Raw genomic sequence first — 12526 nt, 5'->3', positions numbered from 1 at the left:
CGGCGCGGATCATCGCGGAGGAGCGCTTCAAGCCGGGAGTCTTGCCGGAGATGCTTTCCCAAATGGAGGCTGCTCCTCCTCCCGGCATAGTGCAACCCGAGTATTATGAAGCCCAGGCGCTGATGGGACTAAGTACGGGCCAAATGGCCGCTCAGAGCAATAGCTCCGAGTTTGATCGCGAGATCAGTGGTGCGGAGCGCAGGCTCAGGGCTGCGCTTTCGGCCACCCCATCTAGCGCATTCCTTTGGCTGATGCTGTATTCAGTTGAGACAGCCCGCAATGGGTTTGACCGTGCGTACATCAGTTTTATTGAAAAGTCCTATATCGCCGGGCCGCACGAGGGGTGGATTGCGCTCCGACGCAATCGGCTGGCCCTGGCGGTATTTGCGCTGTTGAGCGATGTAACGCAGAAGGCCGTCGTTTCCGAATTTTCCGAGTTGGTTGACTCAGACTTCATTGACGCAGCAGCTATCAACCTGACCACTATCGGATGGGAACATCGCGCGTCGCTCCTTGCGGGATTAGAACAGGCCGATATCGCCAGCCGAGAGAGCTTAGCCCGCCGTTTATCGCGCGATGGCTTCGAGGTGGGAATCCCGGGTGTCGATCGCGACGATCGCCTATGGAGACGGTGAGAACATTAATGAAGCGGTCCTCAAGCTTTTGCGCTGCCCTGGAGGTAGAAGCGTGCGCCTACGACCAGCCCATGATTGCGGGCATACAGCCTTTGCGCGTGCCGATGTTGATATTCCACTGGGCAACGAAGTGTGCAGCCCATGGGTGTCGCTATCGATCATTCTCATTTTCTTTTTTGCGAGTGATCTTGGCTTCGTCATTGTCGCGGATAAGCGCATGACGATGTTGGCCTCTTCCGGCGAAACTGAGGAAGGTGTTCGGATTTTCCGGAGCGCATGGGTCGTCGTGCTTGTACGCCCGACTGCGGCGAACATCGTTGCTGCGCCAACGAGTTGAGTCATGATTGTCGACGGATCTCAGCTTTCCGGCAGTGCTGATCAATTGGAGGCCGACGTCATAGTTGTCGGCGCGGGAGCCGTCGGACTCACGTTGGCAATTCGGCTGGCACAACTCGGCAAGTCAGTCGTCGTTCTAGAGGCAGGCGATACGTCTCCCAGCGTCGACTACATCCAGTCGAATGAAGGAATCAATTATGGCTTGCAGCATCGGGGCTTGCGCCAAGGCAGAATGAAGGCATTGGGAGGGACAACCCGCCTCTGGGGCGGACAATTGGTGCCGTTCGAAGCAAAGGACTTTGAGAGCCGCTCTTACGATGGCAAGAAACATTGGCCCGTATCGTACGCCGAGATCCAACCGTTCTTCAGTGAAGCTTTCGAGATCTTGGGCGTGGGAGAGGGGGTCCAGGACACGGAACGCGTTTGGCGAGCCGTAACAAAGAGACCTCCCGAATTTGGAAAAGACCTAACGTTGGGAATGAATCTCTGGCTGCCGCAGCCTGACTTCAGCCGGCTCTTTAGGCGCTGGTTGCATGACCCAAAGGGGCCGCAGATCGTCACCAACTCGGAAGTGAAGCGCCTGTTGTTCGAGGAGGGGCGTCGTGTTCGCGGACTTGAGGTTGCCATTGCCGGCGGCGAAGTTTGCCGCCTCGCCTGTCGGCAGCTCGTTCTCGCCAACGGCACATTTGAGGCGGTGCGTCTCCTGTTGCGCGCCGTCGAAACGCCCGGCTCTCCTCTTCAACATAATAAGAACGTAGGAAAGTTTTTCATCGACCATTTGCACGGAATTGCAGGAGCGATCGCTGTTAAGGATCAGAATCAGCTGCGCGATCTGTTTGATCACGTGTTCTACAACCGGCATAAATATAGTGTGAAAATTCGCACTACAGATGACTTTTCCGAGAGAATGAAGATTGCGAATTGCGTGGGCACCATCAACACACCCAATGGTGTAGGTTCGCTGTTTCGAGATTCGCTTATGTTGGCGCGGCGGATCGTCGACTTGTCGCAATGGCGGCAATCGCTGGCTGCAGCAAATGATGCCAGCAAAATGGCTCGCATTCTGCTCCCGCTTGCCTGGCGATACCTGATCGAACGCCGCGCGACCAGTTTGCTCGATAACGGCGTATTTCTCGGCCTCGAAATCGAGCAAATTCCTACCGCGGCGAGCTATTTAAGGCTCGATGCGTCTCAACACCCAGATGATGCTCCGATTGCTCTCCACTGGGCATTCGATGGTCGGGAAATGCGAGCTGCCAACGAAGTCTGCAAGGCGATCGATGCAGAATTTCGCGCATCTGGTCTGGGCGAGATTCAAATCGATCCCCGCATCCTCGATGAAGACCAGACTTTTCTGACCAGCTGCCATGACTCTTATCACCATATGGGGGGCGCGTGTATGGGCGAGAATGCCGAGGAGGCTGTTGTGGATCGGAATTTGAAGGTGTTCGGCACTGACAATCTCTACGTCTCCGGCGCTGCGACCTTTCCTTCCGGAAGCTTCGCAAATCCTACGCTGACGGCAATCGCCTTCGGTATGAGGTTGGCAAAATCTCTTGGACAAATCTGATGTTGGATGGACAGATCGTCTTTGGGTGCGCGAGGCTGAAGGGAGGAGCTTATGAGCGAAACTCCGCTCGCTTAATCGAATATTGTCTGCGAGCAGGTATCCGCCATTTTGATACCGCGCCATCCTACGGAATGGGAACGGCGGAAACCGTTGTGGGGAATGTTGTTTCGGGGCTTCGTGATGTCTTCCTTTCCGCCAAAGTCGGTTCAGTTCGGCCAAACCACGCGATCCTTCGCACTTACGCGAGCGCTCTCAAGCGCTTAATGCTGGAGCGACCAAAGCGCTCTGGTCCGACCTCAGCTCCGCAATCTCGGGGAGCCTTCATCCATCAGCATAGATTCGACTACTCGCCGGTAGCGATAAGAGAGTCTCTGGATCGGACGCGTGGCCGTCTTCGCCGAGAGCGCTTGGACTATTTGTTCCTGCACGAAGTACCTTCTGTAGAGTTGATACGATCCGCTGTCGAAGTTCTCGAGCAAGAGAAGCGTCGGGGCGCCGCGGTGGAGATTGGGTACGCAAATGGTCGATGCTTCGATCGCGGCCTCGATGCGATGCTCCCATCCGGTTTTGTACCGCAGTTTGCGGCGCGGCCGTGTGATCTCCAACTCGACGGTCCAGGGCTTTCTAAGCCTCACTTCCTGCATAGCATTGCTAGCGCTGGGTTTGCATTGCAAAAGTCGGATGCTGCGTTTGGCGACAAGATCAGCCGAATAGCAGTGCCATTAGCAAGATCGGCGCGCTTGGATCTGGCTGCGGTCGAGATAGCGGTATTTTTCACTGTTCTGCATGCAGGCTTTCCCTCGGCAAAGCTGATATTCGCTTCGACTAGTCAGGAGCGTACCAGAGCTTTTGTGGAGGCTCTCGCTCTTATCGAGAACTCGATCGGTATTGCCGCTGTGCTGCGCGCCCTGTCCCTTTTAGAGGAGAGCGCCGGTGAATCTTAAGCGTGTGAGCATCGGCGTCGCCGCAAACGTCTATGACAAGCTGGTCATTGCTGGAGTACAGCTTCTCATCGTGCCCGTACTGGCTGTTCATTGGGGGGTAGAGGCATATGGAGCGTGGGTCATTCTTGCGGCGGTTCCAAGTTTCCTTTCTGTGAGCGACCTGGGATTTGCGACTGCTGCAGGCAATCAGATGACCATGCTTGCTGCACGCGGAAGACACGCTGACACAGTTCGCGTGTTTCAGAGTGCTTGGGTTGTCATTTTGGCCTCGTCGCTTCTCGCGGTCTTGGGAGCGTTGTTGATTGTCTGGGGTATTCCTTCTGCAGTGTGGCCAAGTTTCTCGTCGATGACGCCCAGCGCTACACGCGTTACGCTTTCGCTACTGATCGTGTACGCGATTGTTTCTCTTCAGGGTAGCATCTTCATGGCTGGGTTTCGGTGCGCCGGCTTATTTGCGCTGGGAGCATTTTGGTCTGCTAATACTATTTTGTTCGAGAATGTGTGTATGGTCGCCGTAGTCGTCCTGGGCTATGGGCCTGAGTATGCGGCTGTGACGCTCGTTGTGGCGCGCTTTCTTGCGCTTTTGGTCCAGAACCTCCTCTTAAGGATTAATGTTCCTTGGCTGAAGATCGGCTTTGAAAAGGCCGATCGAGTAGAGGCGCTTGGCCTCCTCAAGCCTGCTCTAGCGGTGCTTGCGGTTCCGCTTGGTCAGGCCGCATTCCTTCAGGGTACAACCCTGGCTCTCGGAGCCGCGCTCTCCAGCGCGGCTGTACCGGTTTTCACCGCGACAAGAACTTTCTCGCGAATCGGCATTCAGCTCACGCAGTTGCTCACACACGCGATCATGCCCGAGTTTTCGGCCGCCGTCGCACGGAAGGACCGACGAAGCGAGTTTCTCATTGTGCTGTTAACCGTAAGTGTGGCGTTGGCTGTCGCGCTGCCATTCGCGATTCTATTAGTCCTGTTCGGTCCTCAGCTGATAGCCCTCTGGACTCGCCAACTCATTATTCCCAGCCGGGAGTTAATCGCTCTGATGGCACTGACGGTGGTGCTGGGTGGCTTCTGGAATCCCCTCTCGAACTTGATTTTGGCGATTAACCGCCATGCGGGGTTTGCTTTCCCATTTCTCCTTCTTAGCGCGTTGACGATGCCTGTAACTTTTGTCTGTTCTCGAATAATGGGTCCGACGGGTGCCGCGTTATCAGTCGCGTTTCTTGATGTGATCATGTGCTTGGTCATTGCGAAGCAGGCGAGGAGGCTGTTTTACCGCCCCGATAATCCATTGCAGGCGGTGGGGGCCTATTTGGCAGGCGGCCTAACCCGATTGAAGTCTTGGCATTGATCTCAGCCTGCGAGGATAGCTTTTGCCCCAAGTGACTCATCGAGTTTGTTTCGTCATCAATCATATTGGCGACTACCATGCGAGTAGGCTCTCGTCGTGTCAGGAGCGGCTGCGTTTGGCTGGCCACGAGCTGGTAGCGATTGAGGCGTCGAGATCGTCCGCTTTCTATGCACACAGGCAGCGACGAGCTGCGGCTCTAAAGGATGCAATCCGCTGTATCAAGCTTATCGGAAGTCTAAGCAAGCGGGAGAGGGCTCTCTCTCTCTGGCGCGCCCTGAAGATAGCTCGTCCAAGCCATATCTTTACGATCGGCTATTCTGACGAGTTGGCGTTAACGTCGCTGCTTTTTGCCAAGGTGAACAGCGTGCCTATATTTTTCATGTCGGACAGCAAAGCGGATGATCAGGAGCGCAGTGCTTGGTCCGAATGGATCAAGGCCGGCTTGCTTCGCCTGTTCGATGGCGCACTCGTCGCGGGCGCTAGGCACCGTTCGTACTTTCGATCGCTCGGTATGAGCCGGCCGATTGAAATCGGTTATGACGTGATCGACAACACGTTCTTTCGAGCTCAAGCTGCCAAGCTGGAGCGGCGGGCTCCGTTTCTTCTCCGCAAAGGCATTTTGCCTGAACGATACGTCATTTGTGTCAGTCGGCTCGTCAGTCGCAAACGGGCCGACGTGGCTTTGCGCATATATGCGGCCAGCGGCGCTCCACAGTGCGGTGTTCGCTTCGTGCTTATCGGGTCGGGGCCTGAGGAAGCAGCGGTTTCGGAGACAGCAAAGCAGCTCGGGGTCGATAACATGATGTGTCACCTTCGAGACGTTCCGAACAGCATTATGCCTATCTTCTATCGGCGATCCGAGGCCCTACTGCTGGCATCAGAGTACGATCAATGGGGTCTCTGCGTGAACGAAGCGATGGCCTTGGGCATTCCCTGCGTCGTAACCAGCCGGTGTGGCGTTGCTGGCGAAATCGTCGAGCACGGAAAATCCGGATTTGTGTTCTCGCCAGGGAGTGTTGAGACCGCTGCGGGGTTCTTGCGTCAGCTGCTGTCCGAAAAGGCCTTGAGAGATACAATGTCTTTGGCGGCAACCAACACAATCGATCAATGGGACCTGCTCCGGTTTAGTACTGGCGTAGCAACGCTAGTAGGGGGGCGTTCGGGAACATGAGCGAGAGCAGGATGGTGCGGAAATACTTAATCGTGAATGCATTTGGTCGTTCAAATCGCGGGGACTCGGTCCTGCTGGACGAATGCATCGAACAGATGCGGATGGTCGATCCGGATGCGACGATCATGGGCATACTGTTCGAAGGCATTTCCTCCGCGCAAGCGGCGCATCCAGGCGTGGACTGGAGTGAGCGCATCGGAAATTCGTCGCGATTTTCGGGGCCCTTGGGACGCCTTGAGCAGCTTGTGTACCTCTTTGTAGCTTGGTTTGCGTGTGCGACCGGCTGGTTTGGATTGGCGCAAGTCCTTCCGGTGAGCCAGCGCAAGACGTTGACGGCTTATCGGGCTGCCGACTTCGTGATCAGTGCGCCTGGAGGATATATTCACGACGTCAATCTGTCCTATATCATTGCGCTATTGCACATCCATTTTGGAACTCTAGTTGGAGCCAAAACTGTTCTAGCTCCACAGAGCATTGGGCCGATCAAGTCGAAGCTTGGAGCTGCGATGACGCGCCTTGTCCTATCGCCATGTGCACTGATGTGCGTGCGCGAAGGTTATTCTCGGCAGTTCCTCGTCACAGAGTTGGGCATTGCTCCAGAAAAGGTCGTGGTGGCTGGTGACAGTGCCTTCTGGAATTTGCACGTGACCGAGAACGGGTCCGAGATCGACCATCTTCTGCAGGAAATCGGTCTTAAAAGGGGCGAGCAATTCGTCGGGGCAACTGTTGTCGATTGGCCATTTCCCCATCGGACAAATCCCGCCGAAGACAAGGCCAGGTACGAGGACGGCCTGGTACATATTTTTGATAAGCTATATCGCGAGCACGGGCTGAGGACCGTCATCTTCAACCAGGTTGCTAGTGATCTGGACTTAGCCCAGAGGGTAGCGGAGCGTTCGGGAGCACATGTTCTCGTGCACAAGACGGAAACCGAGCCAGAAATCCTTCGAGCAGCCATCGGACGAGCGCGAATCTTTGTCGGGACACGATTTCACTCCTGCATTTTTGCAATGATGGAGGCGCGACCGTTAACCGCGATCTCGTACCTTCCGAAGACGGAGTTCATCATGAGGGATCTCGGTTTGGACGACCTGGTAATCGATATCGCATCCATTGACTGCCAGGTGCTGAGCCGTTTGGTCGCAGAGAGCCTCAAAGAGGAGAAGGCTGTATCTGTCCGTGTAAATCGAGCCGTTAATCACTACAGGAATACAAAGATGCGCTTCGGCGCGGCCCTAGCTGAGGTTCTGGAGACCGAGAAAGAGCCGCAACTGAAGGGGGCCGTCTCGTGACAGGCCGATCCTCATTCGCGGACAAAATTGCGGTCTTTCATCCGGGAACGCAGCATTCGTGGCAGACTGCGCTGGCGTTGCAGCAGCTTGGACGGCTTCAATTCTATGCGACGTCGATTTTTTATCAGCCGGACCGGTGGCCCTATCGGATTGAACGGATGATGCCGTCGCCAATCCGGGAGAAGGTGCACTACGAGTTTCGTCGATTCAGCAATCCAGCGCTTGATACTAACCTCGTCAAGACTGTTGGAGTCTCTGAATGGATAGAGCGATTGGCTCACCGCGCCGGATTCCGGCAGCTGTCAAGAAGGATTGATCAGTTCGGAAATGCAAGATTTGCGGAACTGCTGAAATCGGAAATGGAGTCCTCCCGAAGCTTTGACCTGTGGGGGTATAGCAGCTCGTCGGTCCACGCGTTTCGGGCGGCGAAAGCCGCCGGAAGGGCTTGCATTCTCGATCGGACCATTGGCGATGGACGGGAGCACAACCGGATAATGGATGATCTACACGAGACATATCCGGAATTCTTCTCCGACTCCTCATTCCGAATACCGGCCGACCGCATCGAACGAGACGACGAGGAGTATAGCCTGGCGGATGTGATCTTGACGGGGTCGCCGTTTGCTGCGGATTCCGTGAGGAAACATGCGTCTGACGGTTCGGTTGGAGATCGATTGCGCGTGTTGAACTACTGCTTCGACGAACGCTTGTTCGGAGGATTCAACCGGGCTGAAGATACCCCCCGGTCTGGGCCCGTTCGCTTCCTGTTTCTCGGTCAGGCCGGTGTGCGGAAAGGAATTCATCTGGTGCTCAAGGTGTTCGAAAAGATTCCACGCGAGCTGGCATCTGTGCAGATCGTCGGAGATATGCTTGTGCCTAAAGCGATCTTCTCGAAGTATTCAGAACGAGTGAGCTATCAGCCGACTGTCCCGCGTGCGGATGTTCCTTCCATCATGAGGAATGCGGACGTCCTGATCTTTCCGAGCTACTTTGAGGGCTCCGCTCTGGTGCTTCTGGAGGCAATGGCTTCCGGACTGGCGCTCATTCAATCGAAAAATGCCGGCGTTGCGGTCACGCCCGAGACGGGCATAATGCTGCCGGAACTCACGGAAGAAGCGCTCCAATCGGCTGTGATGGAAGTAATATCCAACCGTGAGAGGCTGGCTTCCTTCAAGGCGAACGCGCAGCGTGAAGCCCAGAAATATACGTTCGCGCGTTATCGGTCGTCGATCGAATCCCTGCTGGAAGGACCATTCTAGCTTCGCTGAACCGTCCACCGTTTTGTTGTGGATCCAAACAAGGCAAAGAGCGCGAACATGATGAAGCCGGTAGACCGACGAGTTGTCCTCGCAGGACTGGCCTCCGGAACGGTGTGGCTGGCTGGACCGGCGTGCTCTGAAGAGTCGTTCAAGCGATTGCTTCCGATCAGTCAGCTTCGCAGCGCGCAAATTCCATCATCGGTGACGCAAATAGAATGCCTCGGGGACGGGCCAATTCCCGTGAACCTGATCTTCGAAAGTGACCCGCGCATTGATCCTGCGTTCTTGGCTGCCCACCCTTCAGCCACCTTCACTGCCTCGGATGGCCGAAACTTCCGTCTGAGCCCTGAGACGGTCTTCGTCGAAGCGTTCGGCGCGGTCGGAGACGGCCGTACAAACGATCAGGCAGCGATACAGCAGGCTATCAAATATGCCGAGACGTTTGGTGCCGGAACGGTGCGGTTCAAGCAGCGCGCCTATGCCGTTTGGTGCCCAAAGCGGACTAGCGATCCCGATAAGAACAATGCATATGACGGTCACTCGATCATCATCGAACGTCCGGTCGCTCTCGTCGGACATGGGAACAAGACTCGAATTCTGTTTCGAAGTCAGGATGGCCGGGAACTTCAGTCGAATTGGCAAACTGTGAATGGAAAGGTCTGGCGCGGAGCCGGCATATTCTTGAAGGGGTGGCCATCATCTCCTTCGGATCGTTCTAAATTGCCGTCGGTGAGCCTCACCGATATGGAACTAGACGGCGGATGTGACCGAACGGACGTCTATAGCTATCCAGCCGATGTCTCCACCGGTGAGGGGTGGGACCTCACGCACAAGGGCCTTTGGGCCGAAAACGATCGAGCAACCGGTGACTGGACCCTGGTTCGCTCCAAGGTCGTGCGCTTTAGAGGAGAGGTGTTCTACCAGGGCGGTGCTCATCATGGGGCATTCATCGGACGGGACATTGTTATGGGGCAAACGAACGCGGATATTCTTAATCCGTGCGGAACGAATCTGGATATCGAGCGAGGTTACTTCTTTGATGGCAATCAGGGTTGGGAGGGCTGGGCAGGCGCCCATGGAAGATTAATAGCTTGCACCTTCGAGAACTGTAGGTCGATGGGGGGCCTTCAGGGGGGGAAAGCAAGGCCGAGCAAGATACGAGGCAATTCCAGAAACGAGCCAACGCAGTGCTATCCTGAAGAGCTTCCGTGGCTTGATCTGGAGATCAAGGTGATCGATTGCGGACCCGTCTATATCGGGAGCTGGGTCAGAGGGCGGATTGATATGACGGACAGCTTCCTGGCCCTGTCGACAAAGGTTTATCCACGAATATCGGATGTTGTCCTTAGTATCACGGCCCGTTGTCACAAAAAAAACATGCCGTGCGTTGTCTCGGTTACTGCCGGAGAAAGCGTTCCAAATCTGATCAAGGACATCGCGATAAAGATTCAGTTGGATCAGTCAGCGAGCCAGGTTCGTTTTGCGCGACTCGTATCTCAACATGGAAGTCTGGATGATACGTCTAACGTCTCCGTCACACTTGAGCCCTAGAGCGCGTTCTGCGCAACGCCTCCACCAGAAGGGTAGGACTTTGACTATATTGAAAGCACTAATATGGTAGAAAACCTCGTAGACACACCGCTGATTTATGCTGCGCTGTTCAACTTCGTGGTGTGGCTTGCGGTCGGCTTTGTGGTTGTCAAAGTCTGGCGCGCCCCAGTCTATCATCCCTTTGTGATATACCTGCTCTACCACTTCGTAGGGTTCATTGTTCGACCGCTTCTGATCTATCTTGACGGGAAATCATTCATCTGGCTGCGCGTCGGGATCACACCGACCTCCGAGGACATCATCCGCGTAACGGCGATTGCGAATGTTGCTCTTATTGCCGCGTTCCTCGGGTTTACGTTTGCAAAACGCGCCAAGAGCATCATTCCAACATTCGCTCCGGTTCGCTTTGTCGTCCTGCGGCCCGTCGCCTTCTATGCCGCTGTCTTTGTGCTGGGCGTGGCCGGACTCTACGGCACGTATCGGGCCTACGGCGACGCTGGGCTCCAGTCGGTCAATGCGTTTCAAGTTACGCGAGACGCAGAGGGTGGACAGCGTCTCGTTGGCATATCCGGATACACCTTGGCGCTCGCCGAATTTCTTCCTATCATTTGCATCATGCTGTATCTGTGCAAAGGGTCGATCAGGACGCTCTCGATCTTTTTCATAGCGGCATTCGTCGCTCTTCGCGCGTATATTGGCGCACAGCGGCTTTCGTTCGTCGTCGTTCTCGTCAGCGTATTTTTTGTGTCGCTCATCGAGGCTCGAAGGCGATATCCAGGTGCTTTGATCATCATTGGAGTCTTGCTCGGTGCTCTGTTGTTCGACATCGTCGGGCATGATCGCTATGTGGTGCGCCGGGTTGTGCTTGGCGATGCGGATATTTCGTCGATATGGACATCCTACGTGGCTGACCGCGGCAGCAAGAGCTCAATGGACGTCGTTGAGTTCGATAGCGCGACCGTAGCGGCGATGGTTGTCGACGAGCGGGCGGGTTATTCTTACGGCACGCAATATCTTCGGTTGTTATATTGGCCAATTCCCCGGCAACTCTGGCCGGACAAGCCGGTATTCACGTCAATCGTGAATCTCAATGAGTATGGAAACTTCTCGTCGATGACTACCACTCTCTATGTCGACGTTTACATGGTCTACGGGTTCGTTTCGTTGATCCCTATGATGTTCCTCTTGGGGGTTGTTCAGAGTCGTCTCTATGACGCGGCGGTAAGGACGACAAGTCCTCTCCTGTTCACCTTTTTCTGGATATTCCTCATCTATTTCAAAACTATCTTGAGAGACGGGGGGGTAACCGTAGTGTACTTCTGGGCCTTCTCGATGATCGCAGCTGCTATCTTGATCGTTGTCGGAGGGATCAGGCTACGTCGTGAGACGACGGGTGCGCGAGCGCGACAAGATTATCCGGCGGCAACAGCATTGCGTCCCAGTGGCTAGGCGGCCGTATTAACTTGAAGCGTCGTTCTAGGTCTTCAGTTACCGGCCGGATCACGAAAACAACTGCTTCGCGATTGCAGAGCTGGATGAATGAACGGCCCCGTATGCGTCAATGCAGGAACGACGTTCGCCACGGAGGTTGGTCAGCTGCCCGGCCGCTTGTCGCAGATAGTCGACTGAATCCTGGACAAAGTTTGAGTCTGTCGGAACGATCAGCCCGTTCGTTCCAACTTGGCTCGTTATACAGCCCCGATCGAACGCGATGATGAGATTGCCCGCTGACAAAGCTTCAAACACGACGGTCGGTTCGGCCTCGTGCGAGTACTGCGTCGGAAAGACGAAAATGTCGATATCCCGGTAGAACGTGTTTTTCGAGGATCCGTAAAGGGGTCCCCGATACTCAAGGGCGTCGCGCAGATCGCGAGTTGCATCCTCCACCAGCTTGCGATCTGCCTCACCCGCAATTGGTCCGGCAAGAATTGCCTTCATGCCAAGACCTTGGATTCGTGCAGAACGTACCAGTTCCAGAAACGTATGGAGCCCCTTCTCTTTGGTGAGATTGCTAAGAAGCCCGATGGTGAGCGGTCCGGTCAGAGTCTGGAAGTCCCAATCGGGCTCGACGAAGGCCGAGTTCGAAAGGATGCAAGCCTTTGGCTCGACACCATAAGCCGAAGCAAATTTGGTGCTCATGATGGGGCATAAGAACACGTGCGTAAGAGCCGGTCCGCCGGCACGCAAAAGCAGGCGCAGGAGTGCTCTCGGTCGGTCGATGTAGGCAAAGCTGTGGTGATGTAGAACGGTCGGATAGCTGCAGACGCGAGCCAAAGCGGCGAGGAAGATAATATACGCCAAGCCCCAATCGCCTTCGCACACCAGATAACAGCGACGACCGGTCCTGAAGGTATGCCTCAATAGAACGGCGCCCGCAGCGAGTACCCGAAGGGCTCTACGGATGTGCTTTGATAGTCCCGTCTGCC

Annotated in this window: 11 protein-coding genes; 10 read left to right on the top strand and 1 reads right to left on the bottom strand. The window is 55.3% G+C overall.

The annotated features are described in order from the left end of the window. Positions 1–50: 50 nt before the first annotated feature. From RAD10_RS23220 to RAD10_RS23175, 10 genes are all read left to right on the top strand, one after another. Entirely contained in the window at positions 51–635 is a 585-nt protein-coding gene (locus RAD10_RS23220) for a hypothetical protein (RefSeq protein ID WP_461619370.1), read from the top strand. Further along, positions 601–972, top strand: a complete 372-nt coding sequence (locus tag RAD10_RS23215) for a hypothetical protein (RefSeq protein WP_461619369.1) — start codon at positions 601–603, stop codon at positions 970–972. Before RAD10_RS23220 ends, RAD10_RS23215 begins: the two co-directional genes overlap by 35 nt. Positions 973–975: 3 nt before the next feature. Next, on the top strand, positions 976–2541 hold the full coding sequence (locus RAD10_RS23210; protein WP_179736972.1) for an FAD-dependent oxidoreductase: 1566 nt from the start codon (positions 976–978) through the stop codon (positions 2539–2541). Beyond that, complete coding sequence (locus RAD10_RS23205) at positions 2541–3485, top strand: aldo/keto reductase (RefSeq protein ID WP_179736974.1); 945 nt, start codon at positions 2541–2543, stop codon at positions 3483–3485. Before RAD10_RS23210 ends, RAD10_RS23205 begins: the two co-directional genes overlap by 1 nt. After that, the gene (locus RAD10_RS23200; protein ID WP_461619368.1) at positions 3475–4827 is read left to right on the top strand and encodes a lipopolysaccharide biosynthesis protein; all 1353 of its coding nucleotides are present in this window, start codon (positions 3475–3477) and stop codon (positions 4825–4827) included. The genes RAD10_RS23205 and RAD10_RS23200 overlap by 11 nt, the downstream gene beginning before the upstream one ends. Positions 4828–4942: 115 nt before the next feature. After that, positions 4943–5998, top strand: coding sequence for a glycosyltransferase (locus RAD10_RS23195; protein WP_461619367.1), 1056 nt, complete (start codon positions 4943–4945; stop codon positions 5996–5998). Then, positions 5995–7290: a polysaccharide pyruvyl transferase family protein gene (locus tag RAD10_RS23190; RefSeq protein ID WP_461619366.1), complete on the top strand. Its 1296-nt coding sequence runs from the start codon at positions 5995–5997 to the stop codon at positions 7288–7290. The genes RAD10_RS23195 and RAD10_RS23190 overlap by 4 nt, the downstream gene beginning before the upstream one ends. Then, positions 7287–8549: a glycosyltransferase family 4 protein gene (locus RAD10_RS23185; RefSeq protein ID WP_461619365.1), complete on the top strand. Its 1263-nt coding sequence runs from the start codon at positions 7287–7289 to the stop codon at positions 8547–8549. Before RAD10_RS23190 ends, RAD10_RS23185 begins: the two co-directional genes overlap by 4 nt. 57 nt (positions 8550–8606) lie before the next feature. Then, on the top strand, positions 8607–10100 hold the full coding sequence (locus RAD10_RS23180) for a hypothetical protein (RefSeq protein ID WP_461619364.1): 1494 nt from the start codon (positions 8607–8609) through the stop codon (positions 10098–10100). 63 nt (positions 10101–10163) lie between these two features. After that, positions 10164–11549 carry a hypothetical protein gene (locus RAD10_RS23175; protein ID WP_271596477.1) on the top strand — a complete coding sequence of 462 codons (1386 nt, stop codon included), beginning with the start codon at positions 10164–10166 and terminating at the stop codon, positions 11547–11549. A gap of 51 nt (positions 11550–11600) precedes the next feature. Here RAD10_RS23175 and RAD10_RS23170 read toward each other — a convergent pair whose 3' ends face one another. Next, positions 11601–12401 carry a glycosyltransferase family 4 protein gene (locus RAD10_RS23170; protein ID WP_179736986.1) on the bottom strand — a complete coding sequence of 267 codons (801 nt, stop codon included), beginning with the start codon at positions 12399–12401 and terminating at the stop codon, positions 11601–11603. Positions 12402–12526: the final 125 nt, after the last annotated feature.

The organism is Bradyrhizobium sp. 23AC (genome assembly GCF_054863025.1).
This window is presented reverse-complemented; position numbering and strand designations above follow the sequence as displayed.

Excerpts from the sequence above, each read along its gene's own strand:
- RAD10_RS23180 (WP_461619364.1), top strand. The coding sequence starts at position 8,607 with ATGATGAAGCCGGTAGACCGACGAGTTGTCCTCGCAGGACTGGCCTCC.
- RAD10_RS23175 (WP_271596477.1), top strand. The coding sequence starts at position 10,164 with ATGGTAGAAAACCTCGTAGACACACCGCTGATTTATGCTGCGCTGTTC.
- RAD10_RS23190 (WP_461619366.1), top strand. The coding sequence starts at position 5,995 with ATGAGCGAGAGCAGGATGGTGCGGAAATACTTAATCGTGAATGCATTT.
- RAD10_RS23220 (WP_461619370.1), top strand. The coding sequence starts at position 51 with ATGCTTTCCCAAATGGAGGCTGCTCCTCCTCCCGGCATAGTGCAACCC.
- RAD10_RS23210 (WP_179736972.1), top strand. The coding sequence starts at position 976 with ATGATTGTCGACGGATCTCAGCTTTCCGGCAGTGCTGATCAATTGGAG.
- RAD10_RS23205 (WP_179736974.1), top strand. The coding sequence starts at position 2,541 with ATGTTGGATGGACAGATCGTCTTTGGGTGCGCGAGGCTGAAGGGAGGA.